This is a genomic window from Lentzea xerophila (assembly GCF_051094245.1).
GTDB lineage: Bacteria > Actinomycetota > Actinomycetes > Mycobacteriales > Pseudonocardiaceae > Lentzea > Lentzea xerophila.
Map to the genome: position 1 here is coordinate 7732984 of NZ_CP194934.1, position 22400 is coordinate 7755383.

General features: G+C 68.4%; 18 protein-coding genes and 1 tRNA gene. 10 read left to right on the forward strand and 9 right to left on the reverse strand.

Annotated elements, in window-relative coordinates; translation table 11 throughout:
* Positions 1-266: 266 nt before the first annotated feature.
* Positions 267-3467 carry a penicillin acylase family protein gene (locus ACRSBM_RS37020; RefSeq protein WP_434451032.1) on the forward strand — a complete coding sequence of 1067 codons (3201 nt, stop codon included), beginning with the start codon at positions 267-269 and terminating at the stop codon, positions 3465-3467.
* Positions 3468-3531: 64 nt separating this feature from the next.
* Here ACRSBM_RS37020 and ACRSBM_RS37025 read toward each other — a convergent pair whose 3' ends face one another.
* The 6 genes from ACRSBM_RS37025 to ACRSBM_RS37050 all read right to left on the reverse strand — a co-directional run bounded on the left by ACRSBM_RS37025 (position 3532) and on the right by ACRSBM_RS37050 (position 9250).
* The gene (locus ACRSBM_RS37025; protein ID WP_434451035.1) at positions 3532-4101 is read right to left on the reverse strand and encodes a hypothetical protein; all 570 of its coding nucleotides are present in this window, start codon (positions 4099-4101) and stop codon (positions 3532-3534) included.
* 137 nt (positions 4102-4238) lie between these two features.
* A complete protein-coding gene (locus tag ACRSBM_RS37030) occupies positions 4239-6107 on the reverse strand; it encodes a hypothetical protein (protein ID WP_434451038.1) in 1869 nt (622 codons plus the stop codon).
* The gene (locus ACRSBM_RS37035; RefSeq protein WP_434451041.1) at positions 6104-6964 is read right to left on the reverse strand and encodes a hypothetical protein; all 861 of its coding nucleotides are present in this window, start codon (positions 6962-6964) and stop codon (positions 6104-6106) included. Before ACRSBM_RS37035 ends, ACRSBM_RS37030 begins: the two co-directional genes overlap by 4 nt.
* A 68-nt stretch (positions 6965-7032) precedes the next feature.
* On the reverse strand, positions 7033-7626 hold the full coding sequence (locus ACRSBM_RS37040) for a Crp/Fnr family transcriptional regulator (RefSeq protein ID WP_434451044.1): 594 nt from the start codon (positions 7624-7626) through the stop codon (positions 7033-7035).
* A 39-nt stretch (positions 7627-7665) separates the two neighbouring features.
* Positions 7666-8403 carry an FkbM family methyltransferase gene (locus ACRSBM_RS37045; RefSeq protein WP_434451047.1) on the reverse strand — a complete coding sequence of 246 codons (738 nt, stop codon included), beginning with the start codon at positions 8401-8403 and terminating at the stop codon, positions 7666-7668.
* A gap of 10 nt (positions 8404-8413) precedes the next feature.
* Positions 8414-9250: a hypothetical protein gene (locus ACRSBM_RS37050; RefSeq protein WP_434451050.1), complete on the reverse strand. Its 837-nt coding sequence runs from the start codon at positions 9248-9250 to the stop codon at positions 8414-8416.
* Between the two features lie 173 nt (positions 9251-9423).
* Here ACRSBM_RS37050 and ACRSBM_RS37055 point away from each other — a divergent pair.
* The 5 genes from ACRSBM_RS37055 (at position 9424) to ACRSBM_RS37075 (ending at position 12604) form a co-directional block, all read left to right on the forward strand.
* Positions 9424-9499 (forward strand) — tRNA-Arg (locus ACRSBM_RS37055).
* 381 nt (positions 9500-9880) lie between these two features.
* On the forward strand, positions 9881-10378 hold the full coding sequence (locus ACRSBM_RS37060) for a SigE family RNA polymerase sigma factor (RefSeq protein WP_434451053.1): 498 nt from the start codon (positions 9881-9883) through the stop codon (positions 10376-10378).
* Complete coding sequence (locus ACRSBM_RS37065; protein WP_434451056.1) at positions 10375-11133, forward strand: hypothetical protein; 759 nt, start codon at positions 10375-10377, stop codon at positions 11131-11133. Before ACRSBM_RS37060 ends, ACRSBM_RS37065 begins: the two co-directional genes overlap by 4 nt.
* A gap of 62 nt (positions 11134-11195) precedes the next feature.
* Positions 11196-12068, forward strand: coding sequence for a helix-turn-helix domain-containing protein (locus ACRSBM_RS37070; protein ID WP_434451058.1), 873 nt, complete (start codon positions 11196-11198; stop codon positions 12066-12068).
* 95 nt (positions 12069-12163) lie between these two features.
* Positions 12164-12604: an SRPBCC family protein gene (locus tag ACRSBM_RS37075; protein WP_434451060.1), complete on the forward strand. Its 441-nt coding sequence runs from the start codon at positions 12164-12166 to the stop codon at positions 12602-12604.
* 2 nt (positions 12605-12606) lie between these two features.
* On the opposite strand, the gene ACRSBM_RS37080 is transcribed toward ACRSBM_RS37075, so the two are convergent.
* Both ACRSBM_RS37080 and ACRSBM_RS37085 read right to left on the reverse strand, forming a co-directional pair.
* Positions 12607-13077, reverse strand: a complete 471-nt coding sequence (locus ACRSBM_RS37080) for a hypothetical protein (protein ID WP_434451063.1) — start codon at positions 13075-13077, stop codon at positions 12607-12609.
* Positions 13078-13129: 52 nt separating this feature from the next.
* A complete protein-coding gene (locus ACRSBM_RS37085) occupies positions 13130-13603 on the reverse strand; it encodes a GNAT family N-acetyltransferase (protein WP_434451065.1) in 474 nt (157 codons plus the stop codon).
* Positions 13604-13630: 27 nt separating this feature from the next.
* Here ACRSBM_RS37085 and ACRSBM_RS37090 point away from each other — a divergent pair, with 27 nt between their 5' ends.
* The 4 genes from ACRSBM_RS37090 (at position 13631) to ACRSBM_RS37105 (ending at position 20256) form a co-directional block, all read left to right on the forward strand.
* A complete protein-coding gene (locus ACRSBM_RS37090; RefSeq protein ID WP_434451068.1) occupies positions 13631-14572 on the forward strand; it encodes a nucleoside hydrolase in 942 nt (313 codons plus the stop codon).
* Positions 14573-14618: 46 nt separating this feature from the next.
* Positions 14619-15518, forward strand: a complete 900-nt coding sequence (locus ACRSBM_RS37095; RefSeq protein WP_434451071.1) for an LCP family protein — start codon at positions 14619-14621, stop codon at positions 15516-15518.
* A gap of 250 nt (positions 15519-15768) precedes the next feature.
* A complete protein-coding gene (locus ACRSBM_RS37100; RefSeq protein WP_434451073.1) occupies positions 15769-19587 on the forward strand; it encodes an nSTAND1 domain-containing NTPase in 3819 nt (1272 codons plus the stop codon).
* Between the two features lie 171 nt (positions 19588-19758).
* Positions 19759-20256 carry a DUF2165 domain-containing protein gene (locus tag ACRSBM_RS37105; RefSeq protein ID WP_434451076.1) on the forward strand — a complete coding sequence of 166 codons (498 nt, stop codon included), beginning with the start codon at positions 19759-19761 and terminating at the stop codon, positions 20254-20256.
* On the opposite strand, the gene ACRSBM_RS37110 is transcribed toward ACRSBM_RS37105, so the two are convergent.
* Positions 20231-22276, reverse strand: coding sequence for a diguanylate cyclase domain-containing protein (locus ACRSBM_RS37110; RefSeq protein ID WP_434451079.1), 2046 nt, complete (start codon positions 22274-22276; stop codon positions 20231-20233). The genes ACRSBM_RS37105 and ACRSBM_RS37110 overlap by 26 nt on opposite strands.
* Between the last annotated feature and the right edge of the window lie 124 nt (positions 22277-22400).

A 22400-nucleotide genomic window follows, 5' to 3' on the forward strand; every position in this document is an offset into this window, starting at 1 on the left:
GAGGGAGCTTTCGGAACCCTGAGTGACCAAACCTGGAAATCCCACTGAGTGGAATGCCGTACCAGAAACACGGATACGGCCTCGGTAATCCGATTCAGAAGTCAGTTCTGCCGTCATTTCTGCCCATACGTGTCCTTGATGGGTTTCGGGATCGATACAGGACCTCCGGCGCCACTTCGGTAAACGCGAAGGTCTTTCGCAATAGCCGTACCGGAAAGTAACGTGCGTCACAACAGCCTGCCCTGCACGGAGAGGAGCTTCGCGCGATGCGGAGAGCCAATCCGGTGACGTCCCTGCTGGCGATCGCCGCCGTCACCGCCTCCCTCATGATCGTTCCGTCCGCGGCTCAGGCCACTGAGCCGCGCGCGGCCGCGTTCACCGCCGACGACTACTGCCTCGGCCAGTGCGCCGACATCCTCCCGCCCGGCAACAACGGCAACGCGACGCTGGCCGAGATCCTCACCCACAAGGCGTTCGGCACCCGGCCCGCGCACTCGGCCGACCAGCTCGGCAAGTACGACGGCCTGGTCTCCGGCTACAGCGGTCTCACCAACGCCCAGCTGACCGACTTCTTCAACGACGGGTCGTTCGGCGTGCCGGCCGACCAGGTGGAGAGCACCATCCGGCCGCGGTCGGACGTGACGATCGTGCGCGACAAGAAGATCGGCATGCCGCACATCACCGGCACCACCCGGTCCGGCACGATGTTCGGCGCGGGTTTCGCGGCCGCGCAGGACCGCCTGTGGCTGATGGACATCTTCCGGCACCTCGGCCGCGGCCAGCTGACCGGGTTCGCCGGTGGCGCGCCGGGCAACCGGGTGCTGGAGCAGAGCTTCTACAACCAGATCCCGTACACCGAGGCGGATCTGCAGAAGCAGATCGACACCGCGGCCCAGAAGGGCGGTGAGCGCGGGCGGCAGGCGTTGGCCGACGTCAACGACTACATCTCCGGCATCAACGCGTACATCACGCAGTCCGTCGCGGCGCGGAACTTCCCCGGTGAGTACGTGCTGACCGGGCACGCCGACGCGATCACGAACTGGAACGACATCCAGCCGTTCAAGTCGACCGACATGGTGGCCATCGCCTCGGTGGTCGGCGGCCTGTTCGGCGCGGGCGGTGGCGGCGAGGTCCAGTCGGCGCTGGTGAAGCTGGCCGCGCAGAACAAGTACGGCGCCGCCGCCGGTGAGGAGGTGTGGAAGGCGTTCCGGGCGCAGAACGACCCCGAGGCCGTCCTGACCCTCCACGACGGACAGTCGTTCCCGTACTCGGCGTCGCCCGCTTCCCCTGTCGGCGTGGCGCTTCCCGATGCCGGCAGCATCACGCCGGAGCGCATGGTCTACGACGAGGTGGGCGGCACGGGTGCCGCCGTCGCCGTTCCGGCTTCGGACGAACTGTCGAAGGCGCGGGGCATCTTCTCCGACGGTGTGCTGCCCGCCGACCTGTTGAACAAGAAGCACGGCATGTCGAACGCGCTGGCCGTGTCGGGGGCTTTCACGGACACCGGCAACCCGATCGCCGTGTGGGGCCCGCAGACCGGTTACTTCGCGCCGCAGTTGTTGCTGCTGCAGGAGCTCAACGGCCCCGGCATCCGTTCGCGCGGCGTCTCGTTCGCGGGCGTCTCGATGTACGTGCAGCTCGGCCGTGGCGTCGACTACTCGTGGAGCGCGACGTCGTCGGGCCAGGACATCGTCGACACCTACGCCGTCGAGCTCTGCAACCCGGACGGTTCCGCTCCCTCGAAGGCTTCCACGCACTACCTGTTCCACGGTTCGTGCCTGCCGATGGAACGCCTGGAGCGCAAGAACGCGTGGAAGCCGACAGTGGCCGACGGCACGCCCGCCGGCTCGTACACGCTGGTGATGTTCCGGACCAAGTACGGCCTGGTGACGAGCCGCGCGACCGTCGGCGGCAAGGTCGTGGCCTACACGACGTTGCGGTCGACCTACATGCACGAGGTCGACTCGATCATCGGCTTCCAGGAGCTCAACGACCCCTCGGCGATCCGTTCGGCCACCGACTTCCAGCGCGCGGCCGACAAGATCGGGTACGCGTTCAACTGGTTCTACGTCGACTCCCGTGACACCGCCTACTTCAACTCGGGCCTGAACCCGGTGCACCGGTCCACAGTGGACCCGAACCTGCCGACGTGGGGCCGCGCCGAGTACGAGTGGGTGAACTGGAACGGCGACGAGAACACGGCCGCGTACATGCCGTTCGCCGCGCATCCGAACTCGATCAACCAGGACTACTACATCTCCTGGAACAACAAGCAGGCTCGCGACTTCACCTTCGGCGCGTTCGGCCACAGCGCCGTGCACCGCGGCGACCTGCTGGACAAGCGCGTACGGGCGTTGATCTCGTCCGGGCAGAAGGTGACCCGCGCGTCGCTGACCCGCGTGATGGCCGAGGCGGCCGTCGCCGACCTGCGCGCCGAGCAGGTGCTGCCCGAACTGCTGCGCGTGGTGGAGTCCACTCCCGTCGACCCCTCCCTCGCCCCGGCCGTGCAGAAGCTGAAGGACTGGCAGCGCTCCGGCTCGTTGCGCAAGGAGACCGCCAAGGGCAGCAAGACCTACGCCCACGCCGAAGCCATCCGAATTCTGGATGCCTGGTGGCCCCTGCTGGTCGAGGCGCAGTTCAAGCCCACACTGGGCGCGGACCTGTACAACGCCCTGGTGAACGCGGCCCAGATCGACGAGGCCCCGTCCGACACGCACGGTGCCGCGCCGCACAAGGGTTCCTCGTTCCAGTACGGCTGGTGGGGCTACGTGGACAAGGACCTGCGCAAGGTCCTGGGCGACCCGGTCCAGGGCGCCTTCCCGCAGACCTACTGCGGCGGCGGCACTCTGACCGGTTGCCGCACGGCCCTCGTGACGTCCCTGCAGGCGGCCGCGGCCAAGCCGGCCAACCAGGTCTACCCCGGCGACGCCGACTGCGCCGCAGGCGACCAGTGGTGCGCGGACACGATCATCCACCGCGCCATGGGCGGCATCACCCACGACAAGATCCACTGGCAGAACCGCCCGACCTACCAGCAGGTCGTGCAGTTCCCGTCCCGCCGCGGCCAGAACATCACCAACCTGGCCGCCGGCCGCACGGCCACCGCGTCGTCCCACGAAACGGGCTGGAACACCCTCCCGCCGTCGAACGCGCTGGACGGCAACCCGTCGTCCCGCTGGGCCAGCGACTGGAACGACAACCAATGGATCCAGGTGGACCTTGGCTCAGTGCAACGAATCGGTCGCGCAGTGTTGCGATGGGAATCGGCCTTCGGCAAGGGCTACCGCATCGAGATCTCCAATGACGGCACGAGCTGGCGGAACGTTTTCTCCACAAGTGCTGGCGATGGCGGCGACGATGTCGTAGCGTTCACGCCACAGGACGCGAGATACCTCCGGATGACGGGCACCCAACGGGCCGGTCAGTACGGGTACTCCCTGTACGAGCTTGAGGTCTACAGCTTGTAGGCCTTCGAGATGAGGACGCCGATCCACCCCCAGGGGTCGGCGTCCTCTACTTTTCCGGCCCCTTTCAGCCCAGGTGCCGTGCGAGCTCGTCGGCGGCGTTGCCGTGACCGTAGCCCTTCATCAGTCGCTGGATCTGGTCGAACACGTCCCAGCTGTTCTGCTTCTCCAGGCCGGGCATGGCCTCGCCGAGCGCGGAGGACAACCGCTGGGTCCACGGTTCGGCCACCTGCTTCGCTCGCACGATTTCGATCAGTTCCTTGAGAATGTCAGCTTTCTGAACCGCGTCTTCCACGTTGTACGCGTTTCGCTGCAACCACCAGAGCACGGCATGAGGAAGATCAGGAAGTACGTTGTCGCGCAAGTGGGCGATTTCCGCGAGTTCGGCGACCCGGTCCCTTCTACGGCGGATCAACGCCGCGCTGTACTCGGTCAGCTCGACGCGCACGTTCTCCGTTCCGGCCCACATTTGGCCGTTCCCGGCGACCGGTCTCAGGTGCCCGAGTTCGGCGGCCAGCACGTGCTGAATCATGTCGCCGTTCACGCCTTCGGCACGTACAAGCGGAACGGCACGGTCCCGGATGGCGACGGCTGCGAGCGAGGCGAGGGCGGGATGCGCGTTCTGACTGCCTTCCACCCACCAGACGACCGTCCACTCGGCACGCCACTCGATCCCCGGCTCCGCACCCTCGAGAGTTCCCGACCACTGCTCGCGGTGGTAGACGCGCGGTGCGGGCAGCGGCTGCTGCCCGCGTTGCAGAAACCGCGACCAGTTCATCGCCGCGCCACCGGGTGCCGGGCGTCGATGCGGCTTCGCAGCTCGTCGTGCGCTTCTGCTCTTCCTGCGGGATGTTCACGCTTCCACCAGTCCACGCACATGCCCAGCAGATTGAGTGTGCCAACCTCTTCGCCCGCGGAGTCCAGGAGCAGGTCGAACGCCGCCGCCCTGCCGACGGCATCGAGACCAGCCGTGGCGGAGAACCAGGCCCTCAACCCGTGATCGACGCCCGAGTGGTTGGGGCTGCCCAGCATCACCCTCCACGCAACGATGCCGGAGTTGCGATCGTGTAGCCGGAAGCTGTTGCCCGGCAGGGTGATCTCCCGCGTCACGGCCGCCGCGACCGCCCACTGCTCACCGGTGCCGGCGCGAAGCCACTCCGTCATCCGCGCCAGGACGACGTCCGCCTTCCCGTGCTCCTTCGCCAGCGCGAGCAACGCGGCCTCGACCCGCCGCACCACGTCCGGCCGTCCGTGACCGGTCAGGTGTCCCAGCCTGGTCAGCGCAAGCTGTGTGTGCAGTGTGCCGAACTGCGCCGCGCAGGCCTCGATGACCGCGCGGGCCAACGGCGCGGACAAGTCGGTGTTCTTCGCCCAGGAGTACATCTGGCGGCGCACCTCGACCGTGGTGTTCTCATCGACCGCCGCCTCGGCCAGCAGACCCGCGGCCAGCGCGATGTCCTTGTGCACCCACTCGTTCACCGCTGCAAGCAGTGGCTTCGCGTCTCTTGTGTCAGTGCAGAGGGCCAGCAGCCTTGCTGCAAGTTCACGACGCGTCTGCGGTTCCAGGTGGGCCCGTTCGTCGAAGGCGACCTTGATGATCCAGTCACCGATGTGCACGCGCAGCTGCGGAAAGCCGCGCCAAACGTGATTCAGCACGGACGTGTCGTAATCGCGACGGGTGAACCAGGTGCGGTCCGGAGAGCTCGTGGCGTGGCGGATGTTCGCCAGTCTGCTGACGAACCCCACGCTCGCCAGCACCTGGCTCGGCTCGTCGTCCTCGTGCTTCGTGAGGGCGAGCAGTATCTGCTCGGCGCGGTAGATCGACTCATGCCGACCGTTGTTCACCAACGCCAGCGCGAGAAGAACGCTGCGCTGGCGGGCTTTGGCGCCATCGAACTCGATCGACAAGGTATGCGCGTACTTGTGGAACGCCTCGAGCGCATCCTTGATCGGGTTGCCTTGTGGCCCTTCGCGCCAGGCCCGCATGACCAGGTCGGCGAGGTGCGCTACATCCGCAGGGCGAGCGCCCTGGGCCAGGTCGAGCCAGTCTGAGTCCTTCCTCAGGGCGTCAAGCTGCTCGCTCGGCAGATCCTGGTGCAGGTGGGCACGGAGCACCGCATCCGGGTCGGGCTTGGGCAAGTTCCGGTGCAGGTGCCTATACCTGCTCTGGAACTCCTCGCTCTCGTTGCCGGACAACAGGATGACGACGTGGCCGTCCGGCACCTGTTCACTGATGAACCCACCGAGCTGAGACTCGACAGGGCGGGTGTCCTCCACGTTGCGGAGGTCGATGAGCACCAGCGCGTCCTCAGCCACACGATGCACCCGGAGTTCGGTGCCCTGCTCGACCTCGATGTGCTCGACGGTGCGCGCCTCGCGGTGGACGTCGTGGAGCAGACACAAAGCGGCGGTCCGCACGCCGCTGGCCGCGGTGAGCACAAGGAGCTTCTTGCTGCGCAGGAACTCCGCGACCGCCAGGTAGCCGTCCGGCTCGGCGAACCTCGTCCGTTGCCAGGCCAGCGTGGTCGGCAGGATCTGGTCGCCGAACATCTGCCGCACAAGGCCGTCGCCGGCGCTGATGGTGATGAGGTCGCGTCCGGCGACCCTGTTGTACCTGCCGTCGACCTCGATCGAGGTGGTCATGACCGGCCACCCCTGATGTCACGCCCGGCGACGGTGTTGCTGTTGCCGCGGACGCTGATCCGGTGGGATTGGTCGCGGTTGTCCTGCATGAGGTGTCCGATGCTGCCCGCCTGCACGACGGAACCCCCGTTGACGTCGCCGGACACGGCGTTTCGGACGTTCATACCGGCTTGCTCCTTCTCGTCCTGGTCCTGGGTCTCCCGCTCCTCGCTGAACCCGCGGGACAGCAGCTCGCCGGACGGCTTCGGAACGTGGAGATGCGCTTCACCGCGAAATTGCTTCACCGACAGTGATGTCCGCACGTAGTCGCTGGGCGGTTTCGTGGCGTACCCGCCCAGCACGACGTCCTCGTGCACGCGGTCCGAGATGATCGCGGCGAGGAACGTGACATCAGGGTCGGAGAGCTCGAGCATCCGTCGCACCTCAGCGGCTTCGACCAACCGGTGTGCCGCCACGCGACAGTCGCCGCAGCCATCGCCGAGGCCGGGCGAGTCCGACTCGTACAGCGGTCCCACGGTGAGCGCTGCCCGTAGCCGCAGCCGGGACTTCCGATCACCAGAGCGCAGAACCCGGTCGTAGTAAGCGAGTTCGCTCTGCAACGTGTCCAGGAAGGGCCCGATCAACAGCGGCAACGACTCAGGCCGAAATCCGACCGCGTACCCGTCACCCGTGCTTTCCGGGAAGCGCCGCTCCTCCCACACGTCGGCGCGCCCCGCACGTTCGAAGGCCCGTTGCAGTAGCTCGGGAATGATCTCCGTGAACTCGCGTTGCTGCGCGGCCGTGTGACCGCTGTAGTTCTCCATGTCCACCACGAGCACCGCGCGGTACGGCGGCAGTTCCTTCACCGGCTCAGTCATGCCGATCACGGTGTCAGCGCACGCTCCGCCGCGATGCTCACCGAATACCACCTTGAAAGTGACCCAGGTCACTCAGCCAAACGGATCGGGTTGGTCGAGGCCAGGAAGTCCTGCTCGCACAACTGTGTGAGCGCCTTGGCGACCGCGTTGCGGGACAGCCCGAGCGACTCGGCGAGCTTCGACTGTGACAGCGGGATGACCCGAGGCTCGGGGTGATCGATCTCCGCGAGCTGCGCGATCCGCTCGACCACGTCACGTACCCGCGCTTCCGTGCCACGGGAGGAAATCTCGGCCACCGTCTCCCGCAACTTGGCAACGACGTACTGACCAAGTTTGTCGCCGACCTTGTGTCGCTCAAGCACCCGCTTGAACGCCGCCCGCGAAAGACTGAACGCGACGCACGGCTCCATCGCGATCACCGTGGCCGACCGCGTGCCGCCGTCCTGCGCCGACATCTCCCCCAGCACATCTCCACAACCACGCACGGCCACGAGCAGAGTGGAACTCAGCACGCGGACACGCCCCCGTTGCATTACCAACAACGACGTGTCCGGCGCACCTTCGACAAGCAACGTCTCGTTCGCCTTGAAGTCACGCCTGATCCCGGTGCTGCGCAGTTCGTTCCACACCACGGCAGGCACCAACGCCCGAAACCCTCGCACGACTCCTCTTTACCCAAACGAGTGCCGTGCCGCAATCGGCTAAGCGCGGAACAGGTAGTTCCTGCAGCCGTCCCCGATCACGTTCGCAGGCACCCACTCCCTGCCGTTCCAAACGGTCATCCGGTATCCCCGCTCGGTGAGGAAGTCCACGACATCCATGGCGTGGTACCCGAACCGCTCGACGTGCCGTTCCTCGATCTCGAGCAGGAACGCCGGCCGGAAGCGCTCGATGGTCTCCTTCGCGCCCTCGAGCACCCGGAGCTCGGCCCCCTCGACGTCGGCTTTGACGAAGTCGAGCCGGCCGATCCCGTTCTCCTCGACGAAGTGGTCCAACGTGTCCGTCTTGACCAACACGTCCAGGTGCTGGTCGAACTCCTCGTTGGACCCCAGCCCGTTGGCCCCCGCCGTGAGGAACGACCGCCCGGTGACGGGAACCCCATGCCGCACCGGCACGCTCATGACCTCGCGCCCCTGCTTCTCCGCACCGAGCGCCACCGAGTGCCTGCGGATGTTCCGCCCCTCCCGAGGCCTGAGGACGTAGGAGAGCGCCGGATGCGCGAACACCAGCGGCTCAACGCTGTGCACAGTCCCTTGTGGACCGACAAGGTTCGACAAGGTCACCGTGTACAGCCCCAACGCAGCCCCCACGTCGACACAGACATCTCCAGGCCGGACGACCTTGCGGAGCCCGATCAGCTCCGCCTCGGCATAGGGCGTGAGCCGGGCGAGCGCCCGCAACCCGGCGACAACCGCGGCACTGCGAAGTTGGGTCAACACCCGATCCAGCCTAGACGTGTCCGTTCGTGTGCTGCTCGCCCGCAGGCAACCCGACCTGATCAGCGAACTCCGCGGCCACCCCGGACCCGCCGTAGACGCTCAACGCCTTGGCCAGGTGCTGCCTCAGGTCCCGCCGATGAGCGTCCTCAAGCTCGGGCAACGCCCGTTCGACACTGCTGACCAGCGAGTCGGCCCAGTGCTTCGAAGGTTCGAGCTGGGCGATCTTCACCAGCTCCGCGAGGTGATCGGCCAGCTTGACCGCCTCCTCGACCTGATACCCGTTGCGCTGCAACCACCAGATCGTCGCCGTACCGACATCCGTCAGCACCTCGTCACGCAGGTACCGGATCTCGGCCCGCTCGATGTCCCGCTCGGCCAACTTGAACGTGGAGTTCCGAAGCAGCTCGATGTGCTTCTTCGCCATCTCCAGATCCTGGTCGCCGACCGTCACCTTCACCGACTCGGCCCTGGCCCACACGTGCGTCCCGGGAACCTGCCGTTCAGTGGCGAGCTCATCCCCCAACTGCACCTGCAGGGCGGCATGGTGCACCAACATCGCCTTGCCGCTGATCTCCTTGGCCCGCTGCAAAACGTGGTGGATCGCCGCACTACGAGGCGAGTTGTGCCGCAACCCCGTGGCAAGATCAAGCCGCCAGACCACGGTGAACTTGACGTGGAAGTCGAGCCCGTACACCGCACTCGCCAACGGCGTCTCGAACTCCTGCTGATGACTGGTGGCCGGCGGCACGAACGTGAAGTCGTCGGCGCGCCTCGGCACCCGCCGGCGCCACCAAGCCTTGACGGCACCGAGCGGGCCGGGACGGAAGTCGGGCCAAGGTCTGCTCACGCCCTCTCCCTACCTGACGTTTCTACCCAACAGAAGGTGGCCTGCCTCACTCCCCTCCAACGGCCGCAGGCGCCTCAACCGCCTGTTCACGGTGCGTGAGCTTCGCGCCGGTTCGCGGCAGTCGGGGGCTCCGGTCAACTCGGTGGCGCCACCCCGCTAGACTGCTGTTGCCAGCCCTAGTAGCTCAGGGGATAGAGCATCGGTTTCCTAAACCGTGTGTCGCAGGTTCGAATCCTGCCTGGGGCACCACCTTTCGCCGGGTGAAACTAAGGCCTCTGACCTGCGTATATCGGTCAGAGGCCTTAGTCTTTGGTCAGGGCTGAAGTCGATCTCTTCGCCCGTTCGTGGGGCTAGACGTGGCGCGAGTTCGGCGTCGTTTCGCACCATGAAGCGCCCCGCCAAGGACCGCCGGCGAGGGATCGAAGCCCTTCCAAGCGGTTCGCTGCGCGTAAAGGCCTACGCCGGCAGCGATGGACACCATGCCCGCGAGCGGCGGTCAGTTCCACGCGGACCAAGTGCGCATCCGGTACGGGTGAGGGGCTCTCGGCAGCTGTTGAGAGACCGGATGCAACGTTAGGGGTCACTTCTCCATTAGGGGTGCGAAATCGAGGTCGAGTAGACGATCGGGAGTTGCCGATGGAGTTCACCGAGTACGTGGCAAGGCAGCGTCCCGCGCTGATGCGGTTCGCCACGGTCCTGACCTGTCAGACGTGGCTGGCCGAGGAGCTGGTGAGCGACGTGTTGGGCCGGGCGTTCGAGCGGTGGGAACGGATCTCGGGGATGGACGAGCCGAACGCCTACGTGCGGCGGATGGTCGTCAACGAGTACCTGTCCTGGCGCAGACGGCTGACCCGCATGTCCCCGCGGGCCGAGGTCGAGCCGGAGGTGATCTCCGACGGGGCGGACGAGCGGGCCGAGCGGGACGCGATGATCCGCCGCCTCGCCGGTCTGCCCAGGAAGCAGCGTGCGGCTGTGGTCCTGCGCTACTACGCGGGCCTGTCGGACAGGGAGATCGCCTTACAGCTGGGGTGCCGGGAGCCGACCGTACGCAGCCAGATTCATCGCGCGCTCAACGCTCTGCGCATCGACCTCACCGCCAGCGCCCCCAGCTTTCAGGAGACCTCATGAGTGACCTGCGCACCCTCCACGATGCCTTCGCCGAGTTGGATCGGCGTGCCGACGCCGCGGCCTTGGGTACGGCTCCAGTCGTGCGGGCGCGGCGGGCTGTGCGGCTGGTACCCGTCGCGGCCACCGTTGTCGCGGTGGCGGGTCTGGTCGCCGGTGCGGTGTGGCTGGTGCCGGGCGACTCCGGCACGCACGCCGCCAGCCCGCCGAACACCCCGTCGTCGACCGCCGCGGGCGGCTCGGTCCCCTCCTCGCCGGATGATCTGGTCGCCCGGTTCAGGGTGGTGCTCGGCGACGCCGCGACGTTCGAGGTGACCCAGAAGATGACCGTGCCGCTGGCTTCCCCGTCGAAGCAACCAGGCCCGGGCGTGACGAGGCTGGACGGTCCGGACGGCAGCCCCGTGGTCGGCGGGACTCTGACCTCCGCGGGCCTCACCGGGAGCTTCAGCCTGACGATCCGCCCGACCGATTCCGAGCCCGGCGAGTTGTGCAACCCGTCCCGCGGGGAGATCTGTGATGTCAGCACGCTGCCCGACGGCTCCCGGCTGGCGACCGGGACCCTGCAGCCGGCTCCCGGCGCGGCGGCGTACATGGCGTGCCTCAAGCGGCTCGACGGAACGATGATCCTCCTGCGCGTCAGCAACCAGGAGGACCCCATGGGTGCTGCGATCAACTCGCCGGGCGGTCGGGTCTACTCGCCGCAGCCGCCGCTCGTCCTCGACCAGGTGAAGGCGATCGTCACCTCCGACAAGTGGTGACGACGCTCCACGCCCAGCGCGCGGAGAGCCGTGGCGGCGGGGCGGCTCTCTAAGCTGGCGTGGTGTTCGACTCGCCCGACTTCGATCTCGCGCCGTACGCGGAGTGGGACACGTCGGCGCTGGTGCGGCGCACGTTCTGCAGTTGGGACGACGCGGGCTGGCGGTCGCTGCTCGTGCAGTGCTTCGACCACGCTCCCGAGGCCGAGCACATCAAGCTGCCCGGTGTGGCCGACCTGCATCTGGTGCTTTACGTGGCAGGGGACGTGGTCATGCGGACGCGTTCAGGCGGGAAGCCGGTGCGCCGGGTTCCGGGTGCTCTCGAACTGATGGTTCCCGGCCAGGACAACGTGTGTGACTACCGGGCGGCGTCGGCGATGCGCACCGTACAAGTGCACATTCCGTCGGCGACCGTGGCGAGGGCGGCGGCGCGGCTGGGCGGGTCGGCGCCGGACTTCGAGAGGCTGTCGGCCGCGGTGGCGTCGGGGGATCCCGTGGTGGGACAGCTCATCCGGGCACTGCCTGCGGCGGGTGGTGCGGACGACGTTTACGCGGAGTCCGCGGCGGAGTTCCTCGCGACGCATCTGTTGACGCTGGGCCGGCACGGACGGCTGCCCGGGCCTGAACACGCGGCGGTCCGCGCCGGGATCGCCGTGATGCGCGAGCGGCTGGCCGAGCCGGTGACGTTGGCCGACATCGCCGCCGAGGTGCACCTCAGCGTGTACCACTTCGTCCGCGTTTTTCGTGCGGCGACGGGTGAGACGCCCTACCGGTACCTCACGCGGCTCCGGATCGAACGCGCACGCGGGCTGCTGACCGGCAGCGACCTCACGATCGGGCAGATCGCCGAGCGCTGCGGGTTCGGCAGCCCCGGCGCGCTGTCCACGGCCTTCCTCGGTCACGTCGGCGTCCGTCCGTCGGTGTACCGCAAGATCTGATCGAAACTCGCCAACCCGGCGCATGTCCCTGTGCGACAAGGATCTCCTAGCGTTCCGGGTGATGTGACCACCCAGCGCGACGAGGAACGAAGAACATGTTGAGCTACGACGCGACCGCGATCTCGGCCGCACCTCCTGCCGTCGTGTGGCGGCTGCTCGTCGACGCATGCACCTGGCCCGTCTGGTCGGCCGTGGACAGTCTTGTCGTCGAACGGTCCAGCGGCCTCGATGCCGGCGGGCAGGATCCCGTCGGCTCGGTTCGCGCGTTCCGCACCGGGCGGACGGTGACCGGGGAACGGGTGACCGGGCTCGTCGAGGAGAAGCAGCTGACCTACGAGGACGCGTTCAACCCGACCATCCGCGACTACCGGGCGGTCGTCGACCTCACACCGACTTCCGACGGTGGCACGAGAATCCACTGGCACGGCACCTACAACGCCCGCTTCGGGCTGGGGTGGCTGATGAAGCGCGTCATGCGACGCGTCATGCAGCAGATGGCCGACGGCCTCGCCTCCCACGCGGCGAAGGCCAGGTGACGTCAGCGCGCCGACCGGACGTGGGCGATGTACGGCTCGTAGGCCGAGAGGTCCCGGTGCGGCTCGTACCGGCTGAGGTAGTAGTAGTCGGCCACGATGTTGGCCTGCTGTTCGGTGTTGAAGTCGGCGAACGTCCTGCCGCGCAGGCCTTCGGCGCCGCCGTAGTCGTAGAGGCTCTTCACGAAGAACCCCGCCAGGGCGGTCGGGAGCAGGCTGAGAACGCTGCGGCCGCGCTGGTACTGGTAGGCGTGGGTCAGTTCGTGCACCAGCCAGCGCTCGTACCTCGCCCGGTGTTGCGGCGTGGTCAGGACGCCCTTGGGGAACGTGACGAGCTTCGGCAACGTGCGGGCCACGCCGAAGCTGCCCAGCAGACCGCCTTCGGCCAGGCGCAGGGCGCTGATGTCGAGTGCGTCGCCGAACACCTCATGGGCGATCTCGGCCTCGCGTGACTCCAGGTTGCGGCGGAACACCATGGCAGCTCCCCTGTAAGAGCGCTAGTCCTGTTTGGACAATGAGAACACGAGATCACGCCGTGAGCCGGTAGCGGATCTCCTTCAGCTCGGCCCCGCCGATGGTCTCGGTCTTCACGAGGCCGTCGGCGCGGAACCCGAGCCGTTCGTAGAAACGCCGGGCCCGCGGGTTCTCGTCGAACACCCACAGCACCACGTCCTGCTCCGCGCCGAGGGCGGCCCTGGCCAGCTCGAAACCCAGGCTGGTGCCCCACGCGGAGGGCAGCACGTAGAGCGCGTGCAGCTGGAAGGCCGCATCCGGCTCCTCGGACGGACCGGCGGCCGCGAAGCCGGCGATCTCGTCGTCCACCGGCCCCACCCACACCCCACCGCGCGGGATGGCGTGTTCCCACATCGATGTGCGCGCTTCAACGGAGAGACTGTCCAGCACGGAGTCCGGGACCAGACCGCGGTACGCGGCCTGCCAGGTGCGCACGTGCACCGACGCGACGGCCGGTGCGTCGGAGGCGGCTGCGGGACGGACTGTCATGTCATCCCCCGGTGGCATGATCGGTGCATGCGGATCATCGTCGACGCGGATCCCGGCATCGATGATGCCCTCGCTTTGTACTACCTGCGCGCTCAGCCCGACACCGAAATAGTCGCCATCGGCACGGTCCACGGCAACGTCGGGGTCGAGCAGGCCACGGCCAACGCCCTGAGGCTCGCCGAACGCCTCGGCCTCCAGGTCCCGGTCGCCATGGGAGCCGCGAAACCGCTCGCGCAACCACTGATGACCGCGGAGGACGTGCACGGCCAGGACGGCCTCGGCGGGTACGCGGGTGACGATCCGCAGACCTCTCCCACCGGGGAAAGCGCCGCCGAGCAACTGGCGAACATGGCCAGGGAGCACCCGGGAGAGCTGAACCTGCTGGCCATCGGGCCGCTCACCAACGTCGCCCTGGCATTGCAGATCGAGCCCCGGCTGCCGCAACTGCTCGACCAGGTGGTGGTCATGGGTGGCGCGCTGAACGTGCCGGGCAACATCACCTCCTACGCCGAGGCCAACTTCTGGCACGACCCGGAGGCCGCCGACCTCGTGCTCGGAGCCGGGTTCGAGCAGCTCACGATCGTCGGCCTCGACGTCACCATGGAAAGCCACGCGCCCGGCGAGTGGCTCGACGCGCTTCCGCACGACTGCTACCCGCGGCAGATCCTCGGTTTCTACGCCGACTTCTACGGCAGCTTCCTGGGCAGGACCGGGTTCGTCCCGCACGACCCGCTCGCGGCGGCGATCCTGCTCGACCCCACCCTCGCCACCTACCGCGAGGACAGGTTCGCGATCGAGCTAACCGGCCGCTACACGCGGGGCAAGATCGTCGCCGACCAGCGGTTCCTGGCGGAGGGCAGCCCGTTCAGCCGCGACATCGCCACCGAACGCACGAAGGCCAGGTACGCCGTCACCGCCGACACCGCTCGGTTCCTCGACCAGCTGAGGCACGCTGTGACACAACCATGACGAACCATCGACGGGACCTGGACAAACGTCCGGCACCGTCGGAGGTATGAACGTCCACTTGAAACGATGGCTCGTGGTCTCGGGGGCGGCCGTGGTCATCGCGGCGGGCGTCGTGGCCGGGGGTTCCTACTGGCGGCTGGAGAGCAATCTCAAGACCGTCGATCTCGCCGAGGAGATCACCCACCCCAGGCCTCCGTCGACGCCTGGCCGCCCGCTGAACATCCTGCTGCTCGGCAAGGACGACGGGCGGTCCGACACCGCCATGGTCGTGCAGCTGAACGCGAAGGGCGACCAGGCGCGCGTCGTCAGCATCCCGCGCGACACGATGGTGCCGAGGCCGCGGTGCGGGGTGCACCCGCCGGCCGCGATCGCCATGTTCAACAGTGCCTTCTCCACCGGCGGTGCCGCGTGCACGGTGGCGACGGTCGAGCAGATGAGCGGCATCCGGATCGACCACTTCGTGCAGATCGACTTCAACGGGTTCCGCGACGTGATCGACCGGCTCGGCGGCATCGAGGTCACGATGCCCGAGGCGATCGACGACGAGAAGAGCGGGCTGCACGTGCCGGCCGGGCCGACGCGGCTCGACGGGACGCAGGCACTCGCCTTCGTCAGGACCCGCTACAGCATCGGTGACGGCAGCGACCTGAACCGCATCAAGAACCAGCAGCTCTTCCTGCGGGCGCTGAGCGAGAAACTGGCGAACGAGAACTGGCTCGCGAGTCCGCAGAAAACCCTGCAACTCGCCGACATCCTCACGAAGTCGATCGTGACGGACAGCGAGATCGGGTCGATTCCGGAACTGGCCGATCTCGCGGGAAAACTCACCGCGTTGAAACCGGACGCCATCACCTACGTGACGTTGCCGACCGAGACGTACCTGCCGGATCCGAACCGGGTCCAGCCGCGGCAACCGGAAGCGGACGCGCTGTGGAAGGCGGCCTGAGCTAACAGGCCGCACCCTGCCATTCGCTCGGACGAGGCCACGGCTGAGAAGACCCCCAGCGCTCCTCAGCCGTGGACACGTTGCCCCAGTCGGTCACTACCACCTTGCCGGTCTCCCGATCTCGTGAAGGACGTGGAGTCGAGGTTGTCAGACCACCTCGTTATGGTGGGGTCTGACCGCCTGTCCGGTGCGTGCGCCGCAGTTCAGACGGGTGGTGCACGTTTTCCGGTCCGGACGAGGTGGAGGCCGCTTGGGACCCCGTGGCGTCTTCGCGGAGCGCTTCGCGCTGCTCTACGCGGAGGCAGGTGATCCGCCACTGAAGCGGGTCACGGAGTCGGTCGCCCGCGCCCGCCGAACGGACGAACAGGGCAGACCGGTCCGCGTGCCCGCGCAGCGGGTCAGCGACTGGCGGCGCGGGCGCAACGTCCCCGCCAGGTTCAGCGGGCTGCGCGCGGTGCTGCAGGTCCTCGTCGGCGAGGCGCGCAAGCGGAAGCCCCAGCCGGCGATCGACGGACTGTACGAGCTCGACGCCTGGCGCACCCTCTGGGAGGAGGCGCTCGCGAGTCCCGCCGGCGCGTCGGACACACCTCCGCAGGAAGACAGCGCCGTCTGCCCGTACATGGGGTTGAGCGCATTCGGGCCGCAGGACGCGAACTGGTTCTTCGGCCGGGAAAGGGCGACGAGCGCTCTTCTCGACCGGATGGACGAAAACGGCATCACAATGCTCGTCGGCGCGTCCGGTGCCGGTAAGTCGAGTTTGATGAAAGCGGGGGTTCTCCCGCGCCTGAACAAAGACGCCGTCATCATTTCCCCCGGCACCGATCCGCTGAAGGAGTTCGCGCTCCAGGTGCCGGAGCTGATCCACACGCTGGAGGCGGCGGCCGGGTCGGACGCGCTGGTCGAGTTCGCCCACGAGGTGCAGCTGGCGGTCGGCGACCGGGTGGTGATCGTCGACCAGTTCGAGGAGGCGTTCACGCTCGGCGGCGACGAGAACCGGTTGCGGATCTTCGTGCAGGCCCTGCACGCGGCGGCGCGCAAGACGGCGGTCGTGCTCGGCGTGCGGGCCGACTTCTACGCCCGCTGCCTCGACTTCCCCGAGCTCGCCGAGGCGCTGCAGAACAGGCAGATGGTGCTCGGCGCGATGTCGGCGGCCGAGGTGCGCGACGCCGTGACGAACCCGGCCAGGGCCGCCGGCCTGCAGCTGGAGGCGGGCCTGGTCGACCTCATGCTGCGCGACCTCGGCACGCACAACCGCCGCGGCAAGGACGCCTACGACGCGGGCGCGCTCCCGCTGCTCAGCCACGCCCTGCTGGTCACGTGGCAACGCAGGCAGGCGGGCCGTCTCACGATCGCCGGCTACCGGGCGGCGGGCGGCATCCAGGGCGCCGTCGCCACCACGGCCGAACGCGCCTGGTCCGACCTCGACGAACCGGCGCGGGCGGCCGCGCGGCAGCTGCTGCTGCGCCTGGTCAGGGTCGGCGACGACACCCAGGACACCCGCCGCAGGTCGAGCCGCCACAGCCTGCTCGAAGCCAGCACGAACCTCTCCGCCACCGAACGCGCGCTGGAGGTCCTCACCCACGCCCGGCTGATCACGATGGACGCCGGCAGCGTGGAGATCACCCACGAGGCGTTGCTGCACGCGTGGCCGAGGCTGCGCAGCTGGATCGACGAGGACCGCGCGGGCAACCTCACCCGCCAGCGCCTCGAGGAGGACGCGACGGCGTGGGCCGAGAGCGAGCACGACTCGTCGCTGCTCTACCGCGGCGCACGGCTGGAGGGCGTGCGGCAGCAGCAGGACGTCACGGCGGTCGCGAAGGAGTTCGTGCGGACGTCCGAACGCCAGCACCGCAAGAGCGTCTGGCTGCGCCGCAGCGCCGTCTCGCTCGTGGTGGTGTTCGCTCTGATCGCGGCGAGCGCCGCGGTGATCGCCGTCCGGCAGCGCAACGACGCGGTGTTCCGCCAGGTCGTCGCCGAGGCGGACCGGCTCACCGACACCGACCCGTCGCTCGCCTCCCAGCTGCTGCTCGCCGCCCACCGCATGCGGCCGGACGACCAGGACGTCGTCTCCCGCCTGCTCTCCAACCAGCAGACCCCGCTGGCCGTGCCGCTGCACGGGCACACCGGCGCGGTCTACCTGACGTCGTTCACCAGCGACGGCGACGTTCTGGCGACAGCGAGCTACGACCGCACCGCCCGCCTGTGGGACGTGCGCGACCGCTCGAACCCGAAACCGCTCGCGGTGATCACCGGTCACACCGGCTGGCTCAGCTCCGCGGTGTTCTCCCCCGACGACCGCGTGCTCGCCACCACCGGCGAGGACAGGACGATCCGGCTTTGGGACGTCACCGACCGCGCGCACCCCAGGCACCTCAAGACGATCGAGACCGGCAACGGCACCACCTACCTGCTGGAGTTCAGCCCGGACGGCAAGACGCTCGCCGCGGCGAACGACGACAAGACGGCGCGGCTGTGGGACGTCAGCGATCCCGCGAACGCGAAGCCGCTCGGTGACCCGTTGCGCGGCGCCACCGCGGCCGTGCGGACGCTCGCCTTCACCCCGGACGGCAGGACGCTCGCCACCTCGGGCGACGACAGGACCATCCGGCTGTGGGACGTCGCCACCCGCACCATGGTCGGGAAACCGATGACCGGGCACACCGACGGCCTGCACTCGGTGGCGTTCAGCCCGGACGGCAAGATCCTCGCCTCCGGCAGCGACGACACCACCGTGCGGCTGTGGGACCCCGCGACGCAGCAGCCGATCGGCGACGCGCTCGTCGGCCACACCGGCGGTGTCTGGTCGGTGAAGTTCAGTCCCGACGGGCAGGTGCTCGCCTCCGGCGCGGCCGACGGCACCGCGAGGTTGTGGAACCTCAGCGACCCGGCGGCCGCCAACCAGATCGGCAGACCGCTCGCGGCACCCAGCGGTGGCGTGTTCGCGGTCGGCTTCACACCGGACGGCCGGGCCCTCGCGACCGGTGCGGGCGAGAACTCGGTGCGGCTGTGGTCGTTGCCGCAGAACATGGTGCTGGTCCGCGGCTCGAACGTCGTGTACCCCGTGTTCAGCGCGGACGGCTCCCTGCTCGTCGCCGGCGACGGCATCGGAACGGCCAGGCTGTGGGACTCGGCCGACCCGCACGCCTTGCGCTCGCTCGGCTCCGCGGTGGTCGGCCCCGACCGGGGCACCATCAGGCCGAAGCTGCGGCCGGGCGGCGGTGTGCTCGCGACCGCCAACGGCCTGACCGACCAGACCGTGCGGCTGTGGGACATCGAGAACCCCGCGAACACCGTGCCCCTCGGCCCGCCGCTCGTGCTCAACACCCGGTTCGGCTCCACGCTCGGTTTCTCGCCCGACGGCAAGATCCTGGCGACCGGCGACGACGACAAGTCGGTGCGGCTGTGGGACGTTCGTGATCCCGCGCACCCGGTGTCGCTGGGTGCGCCGCTGACCGGGCACGACGCGTACGTCAACGACGTCGCGTTCAGCCCGGACGGCAAGACGCTGGCGACGGCGAGCAGCGACCGCACGATCCGGCTGTGGGACGTGACCGACCCGGCGGCACCCCGGTTGCTGGGCAAGCCGGTGACGGACAACGTGGAACCGGTGCACCGCGTCGTCTTCACCCCCGACGGGCACACGTTGATCACCGGCGGCACCGACAAAGCCATCCGGATCTTCGACGTGCGGGACCGGGAGAAACCGTTGGCGCTCAGCGTGCTCAGCGGCCACACCCAGGAGGTCAGCTCCCTGTCGGTGACCTCGGACGGCAGGACGCTCGCGAGCGGCAGCGCGGACAAGACGTTCCGGCTGTGGGACATCAGCGATCCCGCGCGGGCCGCCCCGCTGGGTCAGCAGATGTCGCTCGCCTCCGGTGTCGAGCCGACCGTCCACTTCAAACCGAACAGCCGCGTGCTGCTGACCGGTGGCGGCGACGGGGTCCTGCGGCTGTGGGACATCGACGTCGCGCACGAGGCCGACCGCATCTGCGCCACCACCCGTGGCGCGCTCACCGAGGAGCTGTGGCAGACCCGCCTGCCGCAGGTCGAGTTCCGGGCCCCCTGCTAGGGCCTGTATCGAGGTCCCGTTCGATGAGAGTCGCGCCTGAGGTGGTTTCCGGTGGTGCGGCCGGACTATCGCGAACATGGACTTCGATACAGGTCCTAGGGCCGATCAGCCGCTGACGAGACCGTCCAACCGCACCTCATCGGCGGCGCCCCATCGGTTAGTGTCCGCTCCATGCGTCTTCTTGCTCGGGTCGGCAGCTTGCGCGCGGTCGTCGCGGTGACCGTCGGGTTCATCGCCCTCAACATGATTCTGGTGGTGCTCGGGAACATCACGGACTACGGCACGAACGAGGCGTTCGTGCAGCACGTCCTGGCGATGGACACCACGTTCGGCGAAGGGCTGAAGTGGCGGGCGATCACGAGCCCCGCCGTCGTCACGATCGTCTACGTCGCGATCATCCTGTGGGAGGCGGTCTCGGCGGCCCTGCTGACCGCCGGCACCATCGCCTACCTGCGCGACAAGGAGGACAGCGCGCGCAGGTTCGCGTCCGCCGGTCTGCTGATGGTCGTGGCGCTGTTCCTCGGCGGCTTCATCACCGTCGGCGGCGAGTGGTTCGCGATGTGGCAGTCGAAGGACTGGAACGGCATCGGCGCCGCCCTGCGCATGGTGACCATCGCGGGCTTCGCGCTGATCCTCGTGCACCTCAGCCCGCGTCGGGCCACTCAGTAGTCGGCTCCGCGCAGAACACCGGTCCGATCCCGGCGTCTGCGCCCAACTCGGCCCACCAGTCCCGCTGCTCGGCGTCCTCGATCCCGTCGATCACGATGAGCGAGCCCGCCTCGTGCACGTAGCCGATCAGGTCGCTGAGCATGCGCGACATCAACTCGTCGGGCTTGCGGAAACGGTCAGTCAGCCGGACGGCCTTCACGCCGAGCCTGCGCAGCAGCTCGACCTCCGCGATCGAGCCGGTGAAGTCACGGGCACCGATCTGGATGCCCATGTCGGCGAGCAGTTCCAGGTTGTCGATGGCCTCGGGTTCCTCCGACCTGAGCACGTGCATCGGGAAGCCCAGGAACAGCCGTCCGGCCTGCAGCCCGGTGTCCACGAGCGCGCGCCGGACGTCGCGCACGAGGTCGGGACTGCTCGCCAGGCCGCCCTCCAGGCACATCGCGAGCATGTCGTCGTGCCCGCGGGTGGCTGCCGCGGCCGTGCGCAGCATCCACTCGCCGATCGGCAACATCAGCCCGGTGTGCTCGGCCATCGACACGCACTTCTGGTGCACGATCGGGCCGGACTCGCGGTGCCGCCAGCTCAGCTCGGCCTCGGCGCACACCAGGCCCGAACCGTCCAGCTTGACGACGGGGATGTACACGACCTCGATCTCGCCGCTCTCCCAGGCACCGGGCATGACCGCGGCGAGCGCGAACTCCTGCTGCTCCCGCTTGTCCTGCGTGGCGTCGTGCAGCCCCCACTGCCGCCGCCCGCTGCGCTTGGCCCGCCGCAACGTCATGTCCGACGCCCGCAACACCTCGCCCGGATGGTCACCGGGATGCAGCCGCGGCAACACCCCGATCGTCGCCGACACGGCGACCCCGTGTTCACCGAAGTAGACGGGCTCGGCCAGTTCGTGCTCGATCATCCGGATCGTGGTGTCGACGTTCGGCGTCTCCGGCCCGTTCTCGACCAGGACGGCGAACTCGTCACCTCCGAGCCGCGCGACCATCGCCTTCTCGCTCGAGAACACGGAGCTGAGCCGCTCCGCGACGAGCTTGAGCACCTTGTCGCCGATCTCGCGCCCGAGCCCGTCCGTGATCACCGCGAAGGCGTCGAGGTCGAGGTGGTACAGCGTCACGCCGTGCTCGATGTCGCTGTGCAGCAACGACTCCAGCCGCGTCGTGAGGTACTGCCGGTTCGGCAGCCCGGTCAGCGCGTCGTGCAGCGACTGGTACTGCAACCGCCCGCCGAGCAACGTGAGCTGGCTGTCGTCTTCGATCATCACGACGTAGTGCCGGGGGTTGTCCTCGGCATCCCTTTGCACAGTCGCCGCAAGGAGAACGCGGAAGTGCTCGCCGTCCCGGTCGATCAACCTCGGCCGCTCCTCGATCCGGCGCATCCGCCCGTACCGGAGACTCGCCAGCGCGTCGGTGATGAGAGGCAGATCGGCCGGCGCGATCAGGTCTGTGAGCGTCATCCCGGCGACGTCCTCGCGCCGGAGGATGGTGCATAACGCCTCGTTCGCCCGCTCCAGCGCCCCGTCGAGGCTGACCATCGCGATCCCGGTCGACGAGCGCGCGAAGATGTCCTCGAACCGTTCCTCGCTGGCCTGCAGATCCAGCTGCACGGCCCGGTTCGCCCGCAGCAGCGCCTGGCTGATGCTTTCCTGCTGTTCCAGCACGAACGCCTGGATCGCCTCGGTGTACGCCGCGGAAACGGCTCCGATGACCAACGCGGCCCGCTGCGCGCCGGCACCCTCCTGCACGACGAACCGCGCGAGGACGTCGATCGACTTCCGCAGGCTGTCCCCGCCGACGCAGTGGATCTCGACCAGGCGGGTACCGACCTGGGAGGCCGCGGCGGGATCTTCGGCGACCGCCTCGGCCACCACGTTGAGCAGTTCGTGCAGTTCCTCGGTCAGCTTGGCGTTCGACAACGGGATGTAGGCGGTCCGCCCGATCTGCATCGCCCACTCGCGCGCCAGCGCGTCACGGCCCAGCGGGCGTGACGGTCTCGCGTCGTCCTGGCTCCGCAATCCGTTCCACCTGACCTGTTCGGCGAGCAACGGTCCGGGAGCCTACCGCCGGTACACCGCACAGCCCCGTCGCACGGCGGCGTTCCCTCCAACGGGGGTACGGCAGCCCGGCGGCGTTACCGAC